Below are 21,512 nucleotides of genomic sequence, written 5' to 3'. Positions count from 1 at the left end.
CCGTTGTGCTCTGGGAAGCGGCAGCCATCGGCGTCGCCGGCATTAGGATCAGCCGACGACGGAGGAACGATGACGAATGCGTGGCCGGTCCTGCCGGACGGCTCCCGGTTGGCACTCCGGGAGATCCTCATCCACGGCGAGCTGTCACGGGCGGAGATCGCTCGGTCGCTCGGGCTCTCGCGGGCCAGCCTCACGCGAGCCATGCGCATCCTCGTGGGGCACGGACTGGTCGTCGAGGTCGGGACGGATGTCCGGGGAGCCACCGGTCGGCCGTCGGAGCTCCTGCACCCGAGTTCGGGGCAGTGGGAGTTCCTCGGCATCAAGCTCACGAAGGACCGGCTGTACGCGGCGGTGACCGACCTCGGCGGACGCGTCCTCGCCCTGCACGAGGAGTCGATGCCGACGACCCGTGCCGAGGACGTCGCCGAACAGATCCGTGCGGTCGAGGAACGCCTCCGCAGCGCACACCCCGCGATGTGTGCGGTCGGGGTCTCCCTGCCCGGGGACGTCCGCACGGTCGGGGGTGAGCCCGTCGTCGCGCACTCGCTGTTCCTCGGGTGGACGGACGTGCCGTTCGCCCGGATGGTGACGGAGCGGACAGGCCTGGCGACGTTCACGGCGAACGACGTGCACGCCCTCACGGCGAAGGAGCACTGGTTCGGTGCAGGAGCGGGAACCGGGGGCCGGTCGATGGCGCTCGTCACGGTCGGCGAGGGTCTCGGTCTCGGGCTCATCGCGAACGGGCAGGTCTCGACGGGGGAGCACGGACGACTCGGGCGGATCGGACACCTCCCCGTGCTGGGCGGTGGTCCGGACTGTGGACTCGGGCACCTCGGGTGTGCGTCGAGCTACCTTCCGAGTCCGGTGATCGTCCGGAACTCCGGGTACACCGACGCCACGTACGACGAGGTCGTCGAACGTGCGCGGTCCGGTGACGAGCGGGCACTCGCGGCCTTCGCGGACGCCGGCCGTGCGCTCGGGGTCGTCCTGGCGACGGTGGTGCACATCGCCGACCCGTCCACGCTCGTGCTCACCGGTGACGGGTTGCCCGTGTACGACATCGCCCGGTCCGCGGTGGACGAGGCGCTGCGCGGGGCGCTCGAGCCGTACACGGAGCCGGTGACGGTCGAGGTGCAGCCCTTCGAGTTCTCCGAGTGGGCCCGGGCGGGAGCGGTGCTCGCGATCCGCCGGCTGCTCGCCGAGTGACGAGCCGAGTGACGAACCGAGTGACGAACCGCGGAACGAGCCGAGTGACGGCAGCGGCAGAACCATCGGAGCGTTAGTTACACACGTTGACAAAGGCGGAGCGGCACGGGAGGCTGGAACGGACCCACCATCGAAGGAGATGCCGTGTCCGAAGCCCCATCCGTCCCCTGGCCGACCGACGGTCTGTCGTTCGGCGGTGACTACAGTCCCGAGCAGTGGCCGCGCGAGGTGTGGGACGAGGACGTCCGGCTGATGCGCGAGGCCGGGGTCAACCTCGTCACGGTCGGGGTGTTCTCGTGGGGGCTCCTCGAGCGGGCACCGGGGGAGTACACGTGGGCCTGGCTCGACGACGTGCTCGACCTCCTGCACGCCAACGGGATCGCGGTCGACCTCGCGACGCCGACCGCCGCACCGCCGAGCTGGTTGCTCGCGGCGCATCCCGAGGTGCTGCCCGTGGACCGTGACGACGTCGTCCGCCGCCCGGGTGAGCGGCTCGGCTGGTGCCCGGACTCCCCGGTCTTCCGGGAGCACGCGCACCGCATCGTCGATGCCGTCGCCGAACGGTACGGGCAGCACCCCGCCGTGCGGCTGTGGCACGTGAGCAACGAGCTCGGCGGCGGCAACGCCCGGTGCGCCTGCGACGCGTCGACGGCGGCGTTCCGTCGGTGGCTCCGGGAGCGGTACCCGGACGTCGACGCCGTGAACGCCGCGTGGGGAACGGCCTTCTGGGGGCACACGTACACGGACTTCGAGGAGATCGGGCTGCCCCACGGCGGACACAACACGGCACCGAACCCGGGGCTGTTCCTGGACGCCGAACGGTTCTCGTCGGACTCCCTCCTCGCGCACTTCACCATGGAGAAGACGACGATCGAACGCCACTCGACCGTCCCCGTGACGACGAACTTCATGGTCGGCGCCGGGTCACAGACGGTCGACTACGCCGAGTGGGCGAAGCACGTGGCGATCCCCGCCAACGACCACTACACACTCGTCGACGATGCGCGTCGCGAGCAGGACCTCGCCGCGTCCGCCGACCGGATGCGCGGGATCACGACCGGCCGCGCGCCCTGGCTGCTCATGGAGCACTCGACCGGCAGCCCGAGCTGGCAGCAGCGCAACCGGGCGAAGGAGCCGGGCGAGATCCTCCGGAACTCCCTCGCGCACGTCGCTCGCGGGTCCGACGGCGCCCTGTTCTTCCAGTGGCGTGCCTCGACCGCCGGAGCCGAGCAGTTCCACTCCGCGATGGTCCCGCACGCCGGCACCGCGACCCGCATCTGGCGCGAGGTCACCGCGCTCGGCCGGGCACTCCGTGCGCTCGCACCGGTCCAGGGCAGCACCGTGGAGCCGGCCCGGGTCGCGATCGTCGTGGACGAACCGTCCGGGTGGGCGATGCAGTCCGGGCTCAAGCCGCACCGGGGCCTGCGGGCGTCCCGGGAACTCCGCGCCTGGCACCGGGCGTTCTTCGACCGGCAGGTGCTGACCGACGTCGTCCCGCTCGAGGCCGACCTGACCGGGTACGACGTGGTCGTGCTGCCGACGCTGCTCATCGTCGACGACGCCGCGGCTGCCCGGGTCGCCGACCTCGCCGAGCGCGGTGTGACCCTCGTCGTCACGTACCTCTCCGGCGTCGCTGACGAGCACGCCCGGATCCGGACGGGTGGGTACCCCGGGGCCTTCCGCGACCTGCTCGGCGCGTGGTCGGAGGAGTTCACCCCGCTGCAGCCCGACGAGCGCTGGACCCTCGACGACGGCGAGGTCGTCACCGACTGGGCCGAGGCCGTCGTCACCGAGGACGCCGAGGTGGTCCTCCGCTACGCGGACGGACCGCTCACCGGTCGCCCCGCGGTCACCCGTCGGGACGCCGGCGGTGGTGCCTGGTACGTCTCCGCCGCCCTCGCGGACGGCAGCATCCAGCGGCTGGTGGACCGGGTCGTGGCGGAGCGGGCGGTCCCGCCGACCGTCACCGGGCCTCCCGGACTGGAGGCGGTGCGTCGCGTCGGACGCGACGGTTCCGCGTTCCTGTTCCTCGTCAACCACCTGGCCGAGCCGGTCTCGGTGCCCGCGTCCGGCACGGACCTGCTCGACGGTTCCGGCCACGGGCCGGAGACGGTCGTGCCGGCGGGACGCGTCCGCGTGCTCCACGAGGAGCGCGACGCGTGACCGTCGTCGACCAGGACGCCGCACCGACGCGACCGTCCGACCCGCCCCGGCGGGCGCACGTGCTCCGTGCCGCCGGGGTGTCGCTCGTGCTCGTGACGGCGACGGACGGTCTGCCGGAGGTGCTGCACTGGGGGCGTGACGTCGGGCCGGTCGGGACGATCGACACGGACGAGCTCCTGCTGGCGGTGGGTCGGCCCGTCTCGCCGAGTGCGTTCGACGCGCCCTGGCCGCTGACGGTCCTGCCGACCGAACGGGACGGCTGGGAGGGACGACCGGGGATCGCCGGACACGTCGACGGGCTGCCGCTCGTGCCGCGCTGGCGGGACGTCGTGGTGGCGTCGGACGAGGGGCTGGTCACGGTGACCGCGGTCTCCGCCGAACTGCGGCTGCGGAGCGAGTTCGCGCTCGACGCCGCCGGGGTCCTGCGCGTCCGACATGCCGTGACGAACCGCGGTGCGGCAGCGGTGCACCTGCAGGCGCTCGAGGCCGTGCTGCCCGTCGGGGAACGGGCAGGGGAGGTCCTCGACCTGGCGGGACGCTGGACACGGGAACGCACCCCGCAGTGGCGCACGCTGACCCACGGCAGTCACGCGCGCGAGAGCCGCCGAGGGCGCACGGGCCACGACGCGCCGACGCTGCTGGTGCTCGGGACGCCCGGGTTCTCGGACGACGCGGGGGAGGTCTGGGCCGTGCACCTGGCGTGGAGCGCGGACTCCGTGCACCGCCACGACGTGCTCGCCGAGGCGCGGCCACTGCTCGGCGCCGGGGAGTTGCTCCGCGCGGGTGAGGTCGTGCTCGGGGAGGACGAGACGTTCACGACGCCGGACGCCGTGTTCGTGTGGAGCGACGAGGGGCTCGACGGCATGTCCGCCCGGCTCCACGACTCGATCCGCGCGCGGCCTGGGCACCCCCGTCGTCCGCGGCCCGTCGTGCTCAACACGTGGGAGGCCGTGTACTACCAGCAGGACCTCGCCCCGCTGGTGGCCCTGGCCGAGACGGCCGCGGACATCGGTGTGGAGCGGTTCGTGCTCGACGACGGCTGGTTCCTCGGACGACGGTCGGACACGACGTCGCTCGGTGACTGGCAGGTCGACCCGGGCGTCTGGCCCGACGGGCTCCGCCCCCTGGTCGACCGGGTGCGGGAGCTCGGGATGGAGTTCGGGCTGTGGTTCGAGCCGGAGATGGTGAGCCCCGCGTCGGAGCTCGCCGTCGCCCACCCGGAGTGGCTGCTGCAGCGGCCGGACGACGACGTGCGGACGTGGCGGAACCAGTACGTGCTCGACCTGGCGAACCCGGCTGCCCGCGCCTTCGTGCTCGAGAGCATGTCGGCGGTCATCGGCGTGCACCACGTGGAGTTCGTCAAGTGGGACGCGAACCGCGACGTCGTCCACGCGGTGCACGCCGGACGTGCGGGCATCGACGCGCACACCCGCGGCGTCTACATGCTGATGGACGAGCTGCGCCGACGCCACCCGTGGCTCGAGATCGAGTCGTGCGCGAGCGGCGGGGCCCGGGTCGACCTCGGCGCGCTCGAGCACACCGACCGGGTGTGGCCGTCCGACACGAACGACGCGGTGGAGCGGCTGGCGATCCAGCGGTGGACCGAGGCGCTCCTGCCGCTCGAGCTCATCGGCAGCCACGTGGGCCCCGAGGTGTCGCACACGACCGGCCGACACCTCGACCTGGACTTCCGGATGGCGGTGTCGCTGTTCGGCTCCGCGGGCATCGAGACGGACGTCACCCGGCTGACCCCGGCGGAACTCGACCGGCTGCGGGCGTGGACGGCGCTGTACCGACGATCGCGGGCGCTGCTGCACACCGGACGGCTGCGGCACCTGGACCTCGGGGACCCCGGGCTCGACGCGACCTCCGTGGTGGCGGTCGATCGGTCCCGGGCGCTCGTCCGCGTGGCCCGGACCGTCACCGGCCCGCAGTCGCTCGCGGTGCCGGTCCGGCTGCGGGGACTCGACCGGTCGCGGCGCTACCGGGTGGCCCCGGCCCCGGGCATCGGCCTGCCGCACGGACTCGACATGGTGCCACCGCCGTGGCTCGGACGCGGGTGGGTCGAGCTGCCGGGCGCGGTGCTCGAGGACGTCGGGGTGCGGCTGCCGATGCTCGCGCCGGCGTCCGCGATCGTGCTGGAGTGCGTGGCGCTGGACTGAACGGGCGACCGCCCGCCCGACCAGAGCGGCACCAGCCCGCGCGACCGACGCGGCCAGGCGGCCGACCGCCCGCTCGACCGTCGCGGCCGAGCGGGCGGAAGCGGGTCAGCGCAGCAGGGACCCCGCGTGGCGGAGGACCTCGCGCGTCGTGAGCGCCCCGGTGTCGATCCCCGGAGCGTCCGTCACGGTGAAGGTCACGGACTCGCCGGGCAGCAGCGACACCAGCCCGTCGTCCACGCGGGCCACAGCGTCGACGCGGTCCGGGAACAGCGAGACGTCCCGCGCGTACGACGTCGCGGTGACGGTCACCCGGGCGCCGTCCGCCGTCGGCTCCACCGCGGTGGTGAACGGCGTCGGTTCGAGGGCCTGGTCGACGACCTCGGCGAAGTCGTGCACGGTCCGGCCGAGCGGTCCGGTGACGACGAGCACCTCGGACGCCGGGTCCTCGGGGGCCGCCAGCGTCGCCGGCAGTGCCACACGCGTGGCATCGGCGGTCCCGACGGTGACGGGGAAGGACCCCGACGCGAGCACGGTGCCGTCGAACGACACCCGGGCGACGTCGACCTGGCCCTCCGCCGCGGCGCCGGACGCGTTGACGACCACGACGTCGAGCACCGACGACTCCGAGCCCCCGGGCTGCACCGTCACGAGCACGGGCTGGTAGGCCTGTCGCACGGCGTACCAGACGGGCTTCCGGATGCCGGCGTGGTCGACGAGCGCCCACGACACGACCGGCCAGTCGTCGTTGAGCTGCCAGACGACCGTCCCGGTGTTGTCGGGGGTGCGCGACCGGAACCACTCCATGCCGAACCGGATCGCGTGCGCCTGGTTCAGCTGCGCGGCGAAGTGCCAGTCCTCGATCGAGGCCGGCTCCGGCAGGTGTCCCCGCATGCCGTCGGCGAGCTTCCGGTTCCCCTGGTCGGCCTTCTGGTGCACGAGCATCTCGTGGCCGTCGGGGTCGAGCGGCTCGTCGTGCACCACCGCCGTCAGCGTGGACCAGGCCGGCGGCCCCTGGAACCCGAACTCCGCCACGAAGCGCGGCTGCCAGTCGGCGTAGGCGCGGTAGTCCAGGCGGTTCCAGACGTCCCAGATGTGGACGCTGCCGTTCCGCTCGTCGTTCGGCGTGAGGTACTCGTCGAACGAGAACGGGCTGCCCGGCGTGTACGGACGGGTCGGGTCGAGCTCGGCGACGACCGCCGGGAACAGGTCGCGGTAGTAGCCGTTGCCCCAGGTCCGGCCGACGAGGGAGGCGCGCCAGCCCCACTCCGCGTACGCGACGAGGTTCTCGTTGTTGCCGTTCCAGACCACGAGCGACGGGTGCGGGCTGAGGCGGGTGACGGCCTCGCGGACCTCGGGCTCGACCTCGTCCCGGAGCCACGGCTCCTCGGCGTAGGCGGCGCAGGCGAAGAGGAAGTCCTGCCAGACGAGGACCCCGAGCTCGTCGCACCGGTCGTACAGGTCGTCGGACTCGTAGATGCCGCCGCCCCAGACGCGGAGCAGGTTCATGTTCGCGTCGACTGCGTCGTCGATGCGGCGGTGGTAGCGCTCGCGGGTCATCTCGGTGAGGAACGCGTGGTCCGGGATCCAGTTCGCCCCGCGCACCATCACCGGTCGGTCGTTCACCCGCAGCAGGAACGGCGCACCACCGGCGTCGGCAGCGGTGTCGAGGGTGACGGTCCGGAAGCCGACCCGGCCGCTCCAGACGTCGTCGCCGACCTCGACGCGGACGTCGTACAGGGGCTGGTCGCCCTCGCCGCGCGGCCACCAGACGGCGACCTCGGGGACGACGAGCCGGACGGTGGCAGACCCGTCCTCGACCCGGCGCGATCCGACCACGGTGTCGCCGCCGGTACCGACGGGAGGCTCGGTGCCGGACCCGGCCGTCCCTGCGGCCGCGCGGTGCGGGGCCAGGGTGACCCGGGCCTCCAGTCCGGCGGTGTCGGCACCGCCTGCTGCGGTGACCGGCGCGCTGCCGATGGCCTGCGTGAAGCGGCCGCCGGACCCGGCGAGCTCGACGTCCACGTGTGCGGTGAGCACGCCGTCGGTGCCGTCGAGGTCCACGAGCGGCCGGACGGACGCGATCCGGGCGCCGCTCCAGGACTCGATGCCGATCGACTTCCAGATGCCGCTCGTCGCGACGTCGATGCCCCAGTCCCAGCCGAAGTTCGACGCGTTCTTGCGGAGCGCGTTGTACGGGTGGTGGTTGACGTGGGGGAGCTCGCCGCCGTGCAGCTCGGACAGCCGCTCGGCCGCGGGGACCGGGGCGTCGAACGTCACGACGAGGTCGTTGGTGCCCTCGCGGAGCAGGTGCGCGACGGGGAAGCGGTAGGAGCGGTGCTGGTTGGCCGTGGTCGCGACGACGATGCCGTTGAGCTCGATCGTGGCGAGGGTGTCCAGGCCGTCCGCGACCAGGTCGTGCCGCTCGGCGGCCGGTGCGTGCCACTCGAAGGTGCGGCGCCAGCGCCAGACGGTGTCGCCGATCCACTGGGTCGCGGCCTCGTTGTCGCCGTCGAACGGGTCCGGGATCAGCCCGGCCCGCAGCAGGTCCGTGTGGACCACGCCGGGGACCACCGCCTCGATCGGGGTCGACGCGACGTCGGCCGCTGCCGGGCCGCGCACCGCCTCGACCGTCCACGTGCCGTCGAGTGTCGTCCGCTCCATTGCGTCTCCTCAGGGTTGCCAGGGTCACACGATGTCACCCCTTGACCGACTTAGTTTATGCGTGTAACAATCACGCTCACAACGTGGACCTGCGATGACGCAGACCGAGAGGACAACGATGTTCAACCCAACCCGTTCACGGCTCGCCATCGGCGGCGCCGTTCTCCTGGCAGCCGGCCTCGCGCTGAGCGGCTGCAGCTCCAGCGGCTCCGCCAGCACGAGTGGCGACGCCGCCTCGACCCTGGTGGCCTACACCGGCCAGTCGGGCGACTACCAGATCAACTACAACCCGTGGTCGCCGTCGAACATCGGTGGCGTCGGGACGATCTACGAGTCGCTGTTCTTCATCACGAACGTGAACACGAACGACCCGAAGCCGCTGCTCGGCAAGTCCTACGAGTGGAACGCGGACGGCACGCAGCTGACCATCCAGCTCCGCGACGGGGCGACCTGGAGCGACGGGAAGCCCTTCACGTCGAAGGACGTCGTGTTCACGCTCGACATGCTCAAGCAGCAGAAGGCGCTGAACTCGATCGGGTACGACGGCACCGCGAAGGCCGAGGGGGACGACACGGTCGTGGTGTCGTTCGACAAGCCCTCGTTCGTGCTCGGCCCGAACCTGCTCGGCAAGACCTGGATCGTCCCCCAGCACCTGTGGAAGGACATCGACCCGACCACCGACGTGATGCGCAAGCCCGTCGGCACCGGTCCGTACACGCTCGGGACGTTCAAGCCGCAGGCGTTCACTCTGGAGGCGAACGCGAAGTACTGGGGCGGGGCGCCGAAGGTGAAGACCATCCGCTACCTCTCGCTCTCCGGCAACACCGCCGGCGCCGACGCCCTGTCGCAGGGCTCGATCGACTGGCAGACCGGCCCGGTGCCCGGCATGTCCGACATCGCCGCGAAGTACCCCGGGTACGACGGCATCACGGTGCCGCAGAACCAGATGGCGCTGCTGACCTGCTCGAACACGGCGCTCGGCTGCAAGGGTCCCCAGACGGACCCGGCCGTGCGGCACGCGATCGCCGACGCCATCAACCGCAAGCAGCTCAACTCGCTCGCGTTCGAGAACACCGCGAGCGAGATCTCGCCGACCTTCGCGCTGACCAGCACGCAGGAGAAGACCATCTCGAAGGACGTGTCGCCGGCGGTCATGCCGAGCAGCGCGGACAAGGAGGCCTCGGCGAAGGCGCTCGAGGGGGCCGGCTGGGCGAAGGGCGCCGACGGCATCTACGCCAAGGACGGCCAGAAGCTGTCCCTGACCGTCGAGGTCGTCACCGGGTGGACCGACTACATCACCGCGATCGACACGATGACCCAGCAGCTCAAGGCCGCCGGCATCGAGCTGAAAGCGCAGCAGTCGTCCTGGAACGAGTGGACCGACAAGAAGACCAAGGGCGACTTCGAGCTCGCGATCGACTCGCTCGGCCAGGGTCCGGCGTCGAACCCGTACTACCTCTACAACAACTACTTCACGACGGCGAACACCGCGAAGGTCGGTGAGGCGGCCCCGATGAACATCTCGCGGTACAGCAACCCCGACGTCGACGCCGCCCTCGCGAAGCTCGCCACGATCAACCCGACCGACACCGCGGCGACGCAGCCGGAGTTCGACGTCGTCCAGCAGCACATCGTCGAGGACCTGCCCTACATCCCCGTGATGACCGGCGGCACGACGAGCGAGTTCCACTCGGCGAAGTTCACCGGGTGGCCGACGAAGGACGACCTCTACGCCTTCCCGGCGGTCTGGGCGAGCCCGGACAACGCCGAGGTCTTCAAGGCGCTGAAGCCGGCCAAGGGCTGACCCCGATGGCATCGCGACCGAGGAGCACGCGACGATGACGTACTTCCTGCGCAAGATCGGCTTCTACGTGGTGGCCCTGTGGGCGGCACTGACGCTGAACTTCATCATCCCGCGGCTGCTGCCCGGGAACCCGGTGGACATCCTGCTCGCCAAGCTCCAGCAGCGCGGCGGGCAGGTCACCCCGGCGACACGGAAGGCGTACGAGCTGCTCCTCGGTGGCGACACCTCGGAGCCGCTCTGGTCCCAGTACGGCCACTACCTGGTCAACGTGTTCCGCGGTGACCTCGGGGTGTCCGTCAGCTACTTCCCGGCACCGGTGACCGAGGTCATCGGCAGCTCCCTGCCGTGGACGATCGCCCTGGTCGGGATCGCCACGATCGTCGCGGCGGTCATCGGCGTGGGCCTCGGCGCCTTCGTCGGGTGGCGACCGGGGACCTGGCTCGACTCGTTCGTGCCCGCCACCACCCTGCTCGCCGCGGTGCCGTACTTCTGGCTCGCGCTGATCCTGGTGTACTTCTTCGCGACCGGGCTGCACCTGTTCCCGGCACAGGGTGGCTACGACGTCGTGCTGACGCCGGGCTTCAACGGCGACTTCATCGGTTCGGCGATCAAGTACGGCGTGCTGCCGGCGGTGACGATCGTGCTCGCGTCCCTCGGTGGGTGGCTGCTCGGGATGCGCAACATGATGGTGTCGACGCTGTCCGAGGACTACATCACCACCGCGCAGGCGAAGGGGCTGCCCGACGGCAGGATCCTGCGGAACTACGCCGCACGGAACGCCGTGCTGCCCTCCGTCGCCGGGTTCGCGATCTCCCTCGGGTTCATCGTGTCCGGCTCCGTCGTCACCGAGCAGGTGTTCTCCTACCCGGGCATCGGGTCGAAGCTCCTCTCCGCGGTGACGAACAACGACTACGCGCTCATGCAGGGGATCTTCCTGTTCATCACCCTGGCGGTCCTCGGCGCGAACCTCGTCGTCGACCTGCTGTACGGGCTCATCGACCCGCGCACGCGGGCGCGGAGCTAGGGAGGAGACGACCATGACCAACATCCAGCAGGAGACCGAGCCCACGATCGGCGCACTCGTGGAGGAGGCCGACAGCACCACGTCGATCGCCACCCGACGGGCGTCGAAGGGCGGCATCCGGCGCTTCCTCCCGACCCTCACCCCGTGGCTCGTCGCCGGCATCGTCCTCGTCCTCGGCGTCGTGCTCTTCGGCGTCATCGGACCGCTGCTCGTCGGCGACCCGACCACCATCCGCGACTCCGGCCTGCAGGGCCCGAGCGCCGCGAACCTCCTCGGCACGACGCAGACCGGGCAGGACGTCCTCGCGCAGCTCGCCTTCGCCACCCGCGGCAGCCTGCAGATCGGCCTCATCGTCGGCCTGCTCGCCACCGTGCTCTCCGCGTTCTTCGGGATCCTCGGCGCGTACCTCGGCGGGATCATGGACGAGGCGTTCTCGCTCTTCTCGAACGTCTTCCTCGTCATCCCGGGCCTGCCGCTCGTCATCGTCATCTCGGGTCTCGTCCCGCGTGAGGCCCGCGGGCTCTGGACCATCGCCGTCGTCCTCGCGATCACGTCGTGGGCCGGGTCCGCCCGGGTGCTCCGGGCGCAGACGATGTCGATCAGGAACCGCGACTACGTGTCGGCCGCCCGGGTCGCCGGGGAGCGGCCCTGGCGGGTGATCGCGGTCGAGATCCTGCCGAACCTGCTGCCCGTCCTGGCGTCGCAGTTCGTCTTCGCGGTGATCGCGGCGATCCTGGGAGAGGCGGGGCTGTCCTTCCTCGGCCTCGGGGCGTCGAACTCGTCCACGCTCGGCACGATGCTGTTCTACGCCCAGAACGGGTTCGCGCTCGCCAACGGCGCGTGGTGGTGGTTCGTCCCGCCGGGGCTGCTCATCGCCCTGCTCGGCATGGGGCTCTCACTGGTGAACTTCTCGATCGACGAGGTCATCAACCCCCGGCTCGCCAACGTGCGCGCCCAGCGTCGCCGCGATCGTCGCGCCAAGCGCGCTGCCCGGTCGGGAGGCTCGCCCCGCGTCGCCCCCGCAGCCCACGACACGAAGGGGGTCGCCCGATGAGCGCCACCGCAGTCCTGACGATCGAGCACCTCGACGTCGTCTACGAGACCGAACACCCCGTCCACGCGGTCAAGGACGTGTCCCTGACGCTGGCACCCGGCGAGATCCTCGGACTCGCGGGGGAGTCCGGGTGCGGGAAGACCACCCTGGCGTACGCGATCACGCGGCTGCACCGACCGCCGGCGAAGGTCACCTCCGGCAGCATCACGTTCCACGACCGGGACGGCTCCGACGTGGACCTGCTCGGCCTGGGACACGAGGAGCTCCGAGCCGTGCGCTGGTCGAAGCTGTCGATGGTGTTCCAGGGGGCGATGAACGCGCTCAACCCCGTCACGACGATCCGCGCCCAGCTCGACGACGCCCTCGTCGAACACCGCAGGGGACTGTCGCGGAAGGAGCGACGGGCGATCGCGGAGGACGCCCTGCGCCGGGTCGGCGTCGACCCGTCGCGCATCACGGCGTACCCGCACGAGCTCTCCGGCGGCATGCGGCAGCGCGTGATGATCGCGATGGCGATGCTGCTCGAGCCGCAGATCATGATCATGGACGAACCCACCACGGCGCTCGACGTCGTCGTGCAGCGGGAGATCCTGCGGGAGATCGTCCGGCTGCGCGACGAGCTCGGGTTCGCGGTCGTGTTCATCACGCACGACCTGCCGCTCCTGCTGGAGATCAGCGACCGGATCGCGATCATGCTCCGCGGCGAGGTCGTCGAGTGCGAGTCGGCATCGGTGATCCAACACGACGCGAAGCACCCGTACACGCGGCGCCTGCTGCGGTCGTTCCCCAGCCTGTCGGGTGCGCGCGGCGCGTTCATCCGGAGCGGGGTGGAGGACGGCGTCGAACCCGAGACCGACACCAGGGCCGTCCTGGTGCAGGCAGCACAGGAGACGGACCGATGACCAGTGTGACCGTCAGCCACCTCGGCAAGGACTTCCACACCCGCAAGGGGCTGCGACGCACCACGCTGCGGGCCGTCGACGACGTGTCGTTCGAGCTGCTGCCCGGACGCACCGTCGCACTCGTCGGGGAGTCCGGGTCCGGCAAGTCCACCATCGCGCGGATGCTCGCCAAGCTCGAGTCGGTCACCCACGGGTCGATCGACGTCCGCCTGGAGGACGGCACCCCCGTCGTCGGCAGCATGTACCGGCGGCACGTGCAGATGGTGTTCCAGGACCCCTTCGCCTCGCTCAACCCGTTCCACTCGATCGAGCACCACATCGCCCGGCCGCTGCAGCTGCACCACCGGGCCCGCGGCGCCGAGGAGACCGCGGACCGGGTGCGGGAGCTGCTCGGGCGGGTGAACCTCGACGAGGACTTCGCCTCCCGCCGACCGCACGAGCTCTCCGGTGGGCAGCGGCAGCGCGTCGCGATCGCCCGCGCACTCGCACCGGGCGCGCAGGTGCTCATCGCCGACGAACCCGTGTCGATGCTGGACGTGTCGATCCGGCTCAGCGTCCTCAACCTGCTCGGACGCCTGCAGCGGGAGGACCACCTCGCCGTGCTCTACATCACGCACGACCTGGCGACCGCGCGACACTTCTCGGACGAGATCCTGGTGCTCTACCGCGGTCGGGTCGTCGAACGCGGGCCCTCGGACGCGGTGATCCTCGACCCGCACCACGACTACACCCGGCTGCTCGCCGACGCGGCACCGGACCCCGAGCGCGGGGAGCGACGGGTCACCGCGGGGCCGGCGCTCGACCGGTCGACGATCGACAACACCACGTGCTACGACCACACCGTCGGCGCGTGGGTCCCGAGCCGGCCGGCGCCGGTGGGAGCGCGATGAGCGACGGGTCGACGTTCGTCGACTGGGTCACGCCGGGGTTCTCCGCTCGGTTCCGGATCGGGAGGGACGGGCCCGCGGCGCTGGTGTCGCTCGTGCCCGGCGGCGGCGTCGTCGCGTCCGACGCCCTCGCTTCCGGAGTCCTCGCCGACGGGCCGGACGACCCGCAGCCGCTCGTCGAGCTGACGACCGTCGGGCACGGTCGGTTCCCCGGCGGCTTCCGGCACGTCGACTCCACGATCGGGGCGCGCCTGCGCCCGGTGTCGCACCGGGCGTCCGAGGAGGGGACCGATCACGAGTTCCGCATCCTCCAGTCGGACGCGACCACGGGCCTCCAGGTCGAATCGGTCTTCCGGGCGCACGCCGACGTGCCCGCGTTCCGGACGTGGACCGAGGTGTCGGCGGAGCACGGCGAACACGTCGTGGACTTCGTGTCCTCGTTCGCGACCGGGGCGTTCCTGACGGACTCCGGCGCGACCGTCGACGAGCTCGCGCTCGCGCACGCCGACAACGACTGGGTGGCCGAGAGCCGCTGGCGCACCGACCCCCTGCGGGACATCGGCCTGGCACGGATCGACCGCGACGCCCAGCACCACCCGCCGCGGAGCCGGGCCGTCGTGCAGAACCGCGGGTCGTGGTCGACGGGCGAGGCGCTGCCGATCGGCGTGCTCCTGGCGCCGTCGTACGCCCTCGCGTGGCAGGTCGAGCACAACGGGCCGTGGCTGTACGAGCTCGGGGAGACACGACACCACGCCTACCTGCTGCTCAGCGGACCGACAGACCAGGACCACCGGTGGACGACCGACGTGACGAGGGGCCGTCCGTTCACCTCGGTGCCCGTGTCCGTCGGGATCGCCGGCACCGTGGACGAGGCCTTCGCGGTGCTCACCAGGCAACGCCGGGCGACGCGCAACCTCCGACCGGCCGACCTCGCGCTGCCGCTCGTGTTCAACGACTACATGAACACCCTGATGGGGGATCCCACCACCGCGAAGCTCCTCCCCCTGATCGACGCGGCCGCCGACGCCGGAGCCGACCTGTTCTGCATCGACGCCGGCTGGTACGCCGAGGGGCACTGGTGGGACACCGTCGGTGCGTGGGAGCCAGCCGCCTCACGGTTCCCCGGCGGGCTCTCGCTCGTCATCGACCACATCCGCGACCGGGGCATGCAGGCCGGGCTCTGGCTCGAGCCGGAGGTCATCGGGATCCACTCCCCGCTGGCGTCGACCCTGCCGGACCGCGCGTTCGTGCAGCACCACGGGGTGCGGGTCGCCGAGCACGGGCGCCACCTGCTCGACCTGCGCTCGCCGGAGGCCCGCGCGCACCTCGACGCGGTCGTCGACCGGCTGGTCAGCGAGCTCGGGGTGTCGTTCATCAAGATGGACGACAACACCATGACCGGGCCGTTCCCCGGGATGCTCGAGCACCAGCGGGCGCTGCTCGACTGGATCGACGCCGTGCAGGAGCGGCACCCGTCGCTGCTCATCGAGAACTGCGCCTCCGGGGCGATGCGGGCCGACCAGGCCATGCTCTCGCGGCTGCACATGCAGTCCACCTCGGACCAGCAGGACCCGGTGCTGTACGCCTCGATCGCCGCTGCCGCCCCTGCGGCGATGCTGCCCGAGCAGGCGGGCAACTGGGCCTACCCCGCGGTCGACATGAGCGACGAGCGCTTCGTGCTGTCGCTCGTGAACGGCGTGCTCGGGCGGATGTACCTGTCCGGGTACCTCAACACGATGTCCCCGGCGCAGCTCGAGGTCGTCGGAGCGGCGATCGAGGCGCACCGGACGGTGCTCGAGGTGCTGCCGACGACCGTCCCCGTGTGGCCGCTCGGGCTGCCCGCGTGGGAGGACACCTGGATCGCCCTGGGGCTCGCCGTCCCCGGGGACGACCTGTTCCTGTCGGTGTGGTCGCTGCCCGGAGCGTCGGACTCGGTGTCGCTGCCGATGCCGGCACTGCGGGGGCGGGACGTCTCCGTGGAGCCGCTGTTCCCGCTGGAGCCGGGGCCGTGGTCGGTGACGTGGGAGGACGGGGTGCTCCACGTCGACAACGGAGGCGTCACCCCGACGGCGCGGGTGTTCCGCATCCGCTGATCGGGGGATGTCGAGAGCGGACGGGTGGCGAAGGCAGCGCTGCTCGTCGGGTCGGGCGGGAGGCGCAGGCAGGCGTCCTCCTGCCCAGTCGGGCCGCAGGCGCAGGCAGGCGTCCTGCTGTCCGGCTGTCCTGTCGGGCGGGAGGGGCGGGGCGGGCAGGTCCCGCGCCTCCCGTCCGGTGGGTCCTGGCACGATGGGGTGATGCAGACGATCGGCGGGTTGCTCGCGAGCGTGCGCTCCGAGGCTGTCCCCGGTCCCTGGGCCGCGCTCGCCGCGGACCTGGCTGACGTCCCGCTGCCCGCCACGCGCAGCGCGCTCGACGTGGCAATCCGGTCCGCGGCCGCGGTCACGTCCGGCGCACCGATCAGTTCGCCGCACGGCGTTGCTCTGCCCGGTGCCCTGCAGCGGGAGCTCGTCTCGGTGCTCGACCGCTCCGGACTGCCGGGAGTGCGGTACTCCGTCCGGGTGACGACGGAGGACGACTGGCCCGCGGTGCGGGCTGCGCGGATCGAGAACGCGACGGACAACCCGGTGTCGTACGGTGCCACCCTCGAGACGACGACGGCGATGTCCGAGGACGACTGGCGGATGCGCGCTCGCCGAGGGCACGCCACCGATGCAACGAGCCTGGTCGCGATCGACGACGCCAGTGGGCTTTGGATCGGGATGATGAGCGCGCAGCAGCAGGGCGGGCTGCTGCTGACCGGCGTGTGGGTCGTGCCGGAGTTCCGCGGCCGCGCACACGGCGTCGCCGAGGTGCTGCTCGCGGAGGTCCTGGCGTGGGCTCGGGGACGTGGCGAGACGATCGCGCTGTGGGTGGACGAGAACCCGGCGGGCGCACGGGCGCGGGCGTTCTACGAGCGGCACGGGTTCGTCCGGACGGGGCGTCGACGGCCGATCGGGTTCGCTCCTGGTGACTCGGTGGAGATGCTGTTGCCGCTGGTTCGGCCATCGCCGGAGGCCTTCGGCTCACCAGGCTGAGAACGGTCGGGGACCGCCCGGTAGACCGGACGGGTGAAGGTCGTCGGAGTGCAGCAGTTCGAAGGGCCCGAGGCCCTCGCCGTCCACGAGGTCCAGGAGCCCCACGCCGGTGCCGGCTCCGTCCGCATCCGGGTCGGAGCGTTCGCCGTGAACCCCACGGACACGGGCGTGCGTGCGGGGCAGCGGGACAGCTCCCACGCCTCGGCTCCGTACGTGCCGGGCATGGACGCCGCCGGGGTGATCGACGAGGTCGGCCCGGACGTCGACGGGTGGGCCGTCGGCGACGAGGTCATGGCGATCGCGCTGCCCCTGACCGCGCACGGAGGGGCCTACGTCGAGGAGCTCGTCGCCCCGGTGGGGTCGTTCACCCGGATCCCGCGCGGGACCTCGGTGGAGCTGGCGTCGACGATCCCGATGAACGGTCTCACCGCCATCCAGGTCCTCGAGCTGGCGGGGCTCTCCCGTGGCGACACCCTCGCCGTCACGGGCGCGGCAGGCCTGCTCGGCAACTACCTCGTGCAGCTCGCGAAGGCCGAGGGTCTCACGGTCATCGCGGACGCCGCCGAGAAGGACGAGACCCTCGTGCGGTCGCTCGGGCCGGACCACGTCGTCCCGCGCGGCGAGTCCTTCGCGGAGGCCGTCCGACGCATCGTGCCCGAGGGTGCCGATGCGCTCGCCGACTGTGCGGTCCAGCGGGACGTCGTCGTCCCGGCGCTGCGGCAGGGTGGCGTGTTCATCGACGTGCGGGGCTGGGAGGGGAACGGCGCCGACGGCATCCGGTTCGAGCGGGCGCTCGTCGGGAAGGAGTACCGGTCGTTCGACAAGCTCGAGCGACTGCGCCACGGCGTCGAGGGCGGCACGATCACCCCGCGCATCGCCGAGGTGCTGCCGGCGTCGCGTGCCACGGAGGCGCACGAGCGGCTCGAGGCCGGCGGGACACGAGGCCGGTTCGTCCTCACCTGGTGACCCCTGGGCCGTACACCGTGCCGTGCACCGTGCCGTCCACCGTCAGGGCAGGAGGTGGAGCTCCATCGCCCGGGTCACGGCACGCGTGCGGTCGTTCACGCCGAGCTTCTCGAACACGTGGCCGAGGTGCGTCTTCACGGTCGTCTCGCTGAGGAACAGGGCCCGGCCGATCGCGGGGTTGCTGTTGCCCTGCGCGACGAGGCGCATGACCTCGAGCTCGCGCGGGGTGAGGGACGGGCCCGGTGCGGCCCCTCCGGTTGCTCGACGAACGAGTGCCGCGGCCGCCGAGGGAGCGAGTGCGGTCTCGCCCCGGGCGGTGGCCCGCACGCCCGCGAGGATCTCCGACTCGGGCGCCGCCTTGAGCAGGTAGCCCGTCGCACCGGCTTCGATCGCCGCGAGGATCTGGTCGTCGGACTCGTACGTCGTGAGGATGAGCACTCGGACGTCGGGCAGCGCAGCCACGATCTGCGCGGTCGCCGCGTCGCCGTCGAGGAGCGGCATGCGCAGGTCCATCAGCACGACGTCGGGGCGCTCGGCGCGGACGATCGACACCGCGGCCTCGCCGTCGGACGCCTGGCCGACGACGTCGACGTCCGGCGCGGACTGCAGCAGCGCGACGATGCCGGCTCGCACGATGGGGTGGTCGTCCGCGACGACGACGCGGATCACCGGGTCACCTCCGCCACGGGGCGCGCGACCGCCGGGAGGCTCGGCGTCGCCTGATCCGGGAGGACCGGTCCGGCGGTGGTCACCGTGGGCAGCGTGGCCGTCACCGTGGTGCCGTCGCCCGGTGCGCTCGTCACGACGCAGGTCCCGCCCGCGAGGGCGAGCCGCTCGCGGAGCCCGGCGAGCCCGCGGCCGACGCTCCGGACGGCGGTGGCGAAGCCGTCGCCGTCGTCCTGGATCCGCAGGACGGTCTGCTCGGGCGCGTGGTGCAGTGCGACGCGCACCGAGGCGGCGTTGGCGTGTGCGCGGACGTTGGCGAGGGCCTCCTGGGCGACGCGCAACAGGACCACCTGCGCGTCGCGATCCAGCGGGCAGTCCACCGCGTCGATGGTCACCGGCGTGCCGGTCTCGCGGGTGTGCCGTTCGCCGAGGCGGTGCAGGGCGCCGGCCAGGCTGTCGTGGGATGCGCCGGCGGCTCCGGCGGCGACGAGGACGCGTGACTCCTCGAGCGCTGCTCGGGCCGACTCCTCGAGGATCGTCAGGCGTTCCTCGAGCGCGTCGGTGTGGTCGTCGGCGAGGTCACCGCGGGCGCGTTCGGTCAGCATGACGATGCCGGCGAGGTTCTGCGCGACCGTGTCGTGGATCTCACGGGCGAGGCGTTCCCGTTCGCTGGCAATGCCGGCGGCCCGGTTCGCCTCGGCGAGGGAGGTCTGCGTCGCTCGGAGCTCGTCGAGCAGTGCGCGGCGGGACTCGGACAGGTCGGCGATGCTCGAGATCCAGACGCCCATGGCGCAGGCGCCGACGACGCTGATGCCCTCGATGAGGAGGGTGCTGACGATCTCGTCCAGACCGCCGCTGACCTGCAGACCGATGCCGCTCGCGACTCCGACCGCGACCGACAGCACGACGCCGGTGCGGATGCGCTGCGACTGGCACCAGACCAGCGGGAAGAGGATGCACTGCACGAAGGCCGTGCTCGGTGCCACAGCCGGCAGCACGGCGGCAGCCAAGACCACCAACGGGAGGAACGCTGCCGCGGGTCGGAGTCTGTCGTAGCCCTGGTGCCCGTACGCCGCGTAGGCGACGACCAGCACGATGATCATCGCGAACGCCGGCCACCGAGTCGGCCAGGGGGACCAGCCGAACACCGCGATCACCGCCGTCAGGGACATGGTCGCAGCGAAGAAGGCATGCAGCCACCGGTTCCGTACCCAGGTGCCCTCGCGCTCCGTGACCGTGTCCATGCCGACAGCATCGCACCCTTCGGCGGGCCGGAGGCGGTTGTCCACAGGCTGGACCTGCCGGGGCATCAGGCGTCCTTGCGGTTCCACCGGAACGTGACCACGCAGGCCACCGTGCCCAGGACCAGCCACCCCACCAGCACCAGGGTGCCGAGGCCGAGCTGCCACGAGCCTCCCGGCTCACCGGACTCGAACGCCTGCGGCAGGAAGACCGACCGCATGCCGGACGCCATCCACCGGAGGGGGAAGACGGACGCCACATCCTGCAACCAGGCGGGAAGTTGGGTGAAGGGGAGATAGACGCCGGAGATGAACTGCAGGACCAGGACCACCGGGACGATGGTGGCGGTGGCACGCCGGCCCTCTCGGGGGAGGGCGGAGATCGCGATGCCGAGGACGCAGCTGGTGGCGATGCCGAGGAGGAGGACGCCCGCGAAGACACCCCAGCGGCTCGCGTCGGTCGGCAGGTCGACACCGAACAGGAGGCTCGCCACGGCCAGCAGAATAGCCGTCTGGACGAACGTGGTCACCAGGACCATGCCGATCTTGCCGACGAAGTAGCTCAGGACGGGGAGCGGCGTGCCGCCGAGGCGCTTCAGCGTTCCGTCGCTGCGCTCGGTAGCGATGTCGACACCGAGGGCCTGGGTGCCCGACAGGAGGATGCCGGTCGCCACCAGGCCGGGGAGGTAGTAGGTGGCGTAGTCGACGCTCGTGCCCGGGCCGGCCTGGATGTCGGCGGCGCTGCTGAACGCGACGGAGAACAGCGCCAGCATGATGATCGGGAACAGGAACGTGAAGAAGACGGACTCGGGCGCCCGGAAGTAGGAGCGGAGCTCGTAGCTGATGCGGGCGATGCCCACGGTTGCCGGGTTCATGCGTGTCCCACCATCTCCAGGTAGACGTCCTCGAGGGACGGGCGGATGACTTCGAGGTCGTGCATCGGGTCGGTGTTGCCGCGGATGAAGGCGGCTGGGTCGGTGGTGCGTGCTTCATGCGAGCCGTCCGCGCCGCGCCACCGCACTCGTGGTTCTCGTGCCGCGGAGCCGCCGAGTTCGTCGATCGGCGCGATGTCCATCAGCCGGCCGTCGACGATCACCGCCGCCCGATCGGCCAGGTGGGCGGCCTCGTCGAGGTAGTGCGTCGTCAGGAGGATGGTCGTGCCCTCGTGCTGGACCTGTCGGAGGAGGTCCCAGAACTGCCGACGGGCCTCGGGGTCGAAGCCGGTCGTCGGCTCGTCGAGGAAGAGGACCTCGGGGCGGCCGATGATCCCCAGCGCGACGTCGACGCGGCGACGCTGGCCGCCGGACAACTTGCTCAGGCGGACGTTGCGGTGGGTCTCGAGCCCTGTCGCGTGCAGGAGCTCGTCCGTGGTGCGGCGCTTCGGGTAGAGCTTGGCGAAGTGGTTCAGTTGCTCGGCGACCGTGACGTTCGGCGATTCCGCGCTCGACTGCAGGACGATGCCGATGCGGGCGTTGTGGCTGCGGCTCGTCTTTGCGGGGTCGTGGCCGAGGACGCGGACGTCGCCCCCGGTGCGGGAGCGGTGGCCCTCGAGGATCTCGACCGTCGTGGACTTGCCAGCGCCGTTTGGGCCGAGGAGGGCGAAGGTCTCCCCGCGCTCTATCCTGAAGCTGACGTCATCGACGGCGCGTTTGCCGGTGGGGTACTGCTTGGCGAGGTGGTGGACCTCGATGGCGGGGGACTC

At 71.8% G+C, this 21,512-nt stretch carries 16 protein-coding genes; 11 read left to right on the top strand and 5 right to left on the bottom strand.

Going from position 1 to position 21,512, the window contains the following annotated elements; translation table 11 throughout:
- The first annotated feature begins 69 nt into the window (after nt 1-69).
- The 3 genes from OXR63_RS16975 (at nt 70) to OXR63_RS16965 (ending at nt 5,531) form a co-directional block, all read left to right on the top strand.
- Nucleotides 70-1,206 carry an ROK family transcriptional regulator gene (locus tag OXR63_RS16975; protein WP_267425243.1) on the top strand — a complete coding sequence of 379 codons (1,137 nt, stop codon included), beginning with the start codon at nt 70-72 and terminating at the stop codon, nt 1,204-1,206.
- A gap of 144 nt (nt 1,207-1,350) precedes the next feature.
- The gene (locus OXR63_RS16970; protein ID WP_267425241.1) at nt 1,351-3,369 is read left to right on the top strand and encodes a beta-galactosidase; all 2,019 of its coding nucleotides are present in this window, start codon (nt 1,351-1,353) and stop codon (nt 3,367-3,369) included.
- Entirely contained in the window at nt 3,366-5,531 is a 2,166-nt protein-coding gene (locus tag OXR63_RS16965) for an alpha-galactosidase (protein ID WP_267425239.1), read from the top strand. Before OXR63_RS16970 ends, OXR63_RS16965 begins: the two co-directional genes overlap by 4 nt.
- Before the next feature lie 105 nt (nt 5,532-5,636).
- On the opposite strand, the gene OXR63_RS16960 is transcribed toward OXR63_RS16965, so the two are convergent.
- Nucleotides 5,637-8,192, bottom strand: coding sequence for a glycoside hydrolase family 2 protein (locus OXR63_RS16960; RefSeq protein WP_267425238.1), 2,556 nt, complete (start codon nt 8,190-8,192; stop codon nt 5,637-5,639).
- A gap of 118 nt (nt 8,193-8,310) precedes the next feature.
- Here OXR63_RS16960 and OXR63_RS16955 point away from each other — a divergent pair, with 118 nt between their 5' ends.
- The 8 genes from OXR63_RS16955 to OXR63_RS18495 all read left to right on the top strand — a co-directional run bounded on the left by OXR63_RS16955 (nt 8,311) and on the right by OXR63_RS18495 (nt 17,903).
- A complete protein-coding gene (locus OXR63_RS16955) occupies nt 8,311-9,996 on the top strand; it encodes an ABC transporter substrate-binding protein (protein ID WP_267425235.1) in 1,686 nt (561 codons plus the stop codon).
- A gap of 34 nt (nt 9,997-10,030) precedes the next feature.
- Entirely contained in the window at nt 10,031-11,020 is a 990-nt protein-coding gene (locus OXR63_RS16950; RefSeq protein ID WP_267425232.1) for an ABC transporter permease, read from the top strand.
- Between the two features lie 13 nt (nt 11,021-11,033).
- Nucleotides 11,034-12,074, top strand: a complete 1,041-nt coding sequence (locus tag OXR63_RS16945) for an ABC transporter permease (RefSeq protein ID WP_267425230.1) — start codon at nt 11,034-11,036, stop codon at nt 12,072-12,074.
- Entirely contained in the window at nt 12,071-12,976 is a 906-nt protein-coding gene (locus OXR63_RS16940) for an ABC transporter ATP-binding protein (protein ID WP_267425229.1), read from the top strand. Before OXR63_RS16945 ends, OXR63_RS16940 begins: the two co-directional genes overlap by 4 nt.
- Nucleotides 12,973-13,866: an ABC transporter ATP-binding protein gene (locus OXR63_RS16935; RefSeq protein WP_267425227.1), complete on the top strand. Its 894-nt coding sequence runs from the start codon at nt 12,973-12,975 to the stop codon at nt 13,864-13,866. The genes OXR63_RS16940 and OXR63_RS16935 overlap by 4 nt, the downstream gene beginning before the upstream one ends.
- Nucleotides 13,827-15,956 (top strand): glycoside hydrolase family 36 protein, encoded by a 2,130-nt coding sequence (locus OXR63_RS16930; RefSeq protein ID WP_267425224.1) that lies wholly within the window; start codon nt 13,827-13,829, stop codon nt 15,954-15,956. Before OXR63_RS16935 ends, OXR63_RS16930 begins: the two co-directional genes overlap by 40 nt.
- Nucleotides 15,957-16,157: 201 nt before the next feature.
- The gene (locus OXR63_RS16925; protein WP_267425223.1) at nt 16,158-16,937 is read left to right on the top strand and encodes a GNAT family N-acetyltransferase; all 780 of its coding nucleotides are present in this window, start codon (nt 16,158-16,160) and stop codon (nt 16,935-16,937) included.
- 33 nt (nt 16,938-16,970) lie between these two features.
- Entirely contained in the window at nt 16,971-17,903 is a 933-nt protein-coding gene (locus tag OXR63_RS18495; RefSeq protein ID WP_267425222.1) for an NADP-dependent oxidoreductase, read from the top strand.
- 42 nt (nt 17,904-17,945) lie between these two features.
- Here the strand turns inward: OXR63_RS18495 and OXR63_RS16915 are convergent, their stop codons facing one another.
- The 4 genes from OXR63_RS16915 to OXR63_RS16900 all read right to left on the bottom strand — a co-directional run.
- Nucleotides 17,946-18,572, bottom strand: a complete 627-nt coding sequence (locus OXR63_RS16915; RefSeq protein WP_267425220.1) for a response regulator transcription factor — start codon at nt 18,570-18,572, stop codon at nt 17,946-17,948.
- Nucleotides 18,569-19,813: a sensor histidine kinase gene (locus tag OXR63_RS16910; RefSeq protein ID WP_267425218.1), complete on the bottom strand. Its 1,245-nt coding sequence runs from the start codon at nt 19,811-19,813 to the stop codon at nt 18,569-18,571. Before OXR63_RS16910 ends, OXR63_RS16915 begins: the two co-directional genes overlap by 4 nt.
- A gap of 65 nt (nt 19,814-19,878) precedes the next feature.
- Nucleotides 19,879-20,685: an ABC transporter permease gene (locus OXR63_RS16905; protein ID WP_267425216.1), complete on the bottom strand. Its 807-nt coding sequence runs from the start codon at nt 20,683-20,685 to the stop codon at nt 19,879-19,881.
- A partial coding sequence (locus OXR63_RS16900) for an ABC transporter ATP-binding protein (protein ID WP_267425214.1) occupies nt 20,682-21,512 on the bottom strand: 831 nt, incomplete at its 5' end. The genes OXR63_RS16905 and OXR63_RS16900, both read right to left, overlap by 4 nt.

The sequence above is a fragment of the Curtobacterium sp. GC_Cur_3 genome (assembly GCF_026544205.1).
Classification (GTDB): Bacteria; Actinomycetota; Actinomycetes; order Actinomycetales; family Microbacteriaceae; genus Curtobacterium.
Note: the sequence above shows the minus strand (reverse complement) of the source record. Positions and strands in the feature narration are given on the sequence as shown.

What these genes read in the sequence shown, in the direction of transcription:
- OXR63_RS16950 (WP_267425232.1), top strand. Translation starts at nt 10,031, where the DNA reads ATGACGTACTTCCTGCGCAAGATCGGCTTCTACGTGGTGGCCCTGTGG.
- OXR63_RS16935 (WP_267425227.1), top strand. Translation starts at nt 12,973, where the DNA reads ATGACCAGTGTGACCGTCAGCCACCTCGGCAAGGACTTCCACACCCGC.
- OXR63_RS16910 (WP_267425218.1), bottom strand. Translation starts at nt 19,813, where the DNA reads ATGGACACGGTCACGGAGCGCGAGGGCACCTGGGTACGGAACCGGTGG.
- OXR63_RS16905 (WP_267425216.1), bottom strand. Translation starts at nt 20,685, where the DNA reads ATGAACCCGGCAACCGTGGGCATCGCCCGCATCAGCTACGAGCTCCGC.
- OXR63_RS16945 (WP_267425230.1), top strand. Translation starts at nt 11,034, where the DNA reads ATGACCAACATCCAGCAGGAGACCGAGCCCACGATCGGCGCACTCGTG.
- OXR63_RS16975 (WP_267425243.1), top strand. Translation starts at nt 70, where the DNA reads ATGACGAATGCGTGGCCGGTCCTGCCGGACGGCTCCCGGTTGGCACTC.
- OXR63_RS16955 (WP_267425235.1), top strand. Translation starts at nt 8,311, where the DNA reads ATGTTCAACCCAACCCGTTCACGGCTCGCCATCGGCGGCGCCGTTCTC.
- OXR63_RS16925 (WP_267425223.1), top strand. Translation starts at nt 16,158, where the DNA reads ATGCAGACGATCGGCGGGTTGCTCGCGAGCGTGCGCTCCGAGGCTGTC.
- OXR63_RS16960 (WP_267425238.1), bottom strand. Translation starts at nt 8,192, where the DNA reads ATGGAGCGGACGACACTCGACGGCACGTGGACGGTCGAGGCGGTGCGC.
- OXR63_RS16940 (WP_267425229.1), top strand. Translation starts at nt 12,071, where the DNA reads ATGAGCGCCACCGCAGTCCTGACGATCGAGCACCTCGACGTCGTCTAC.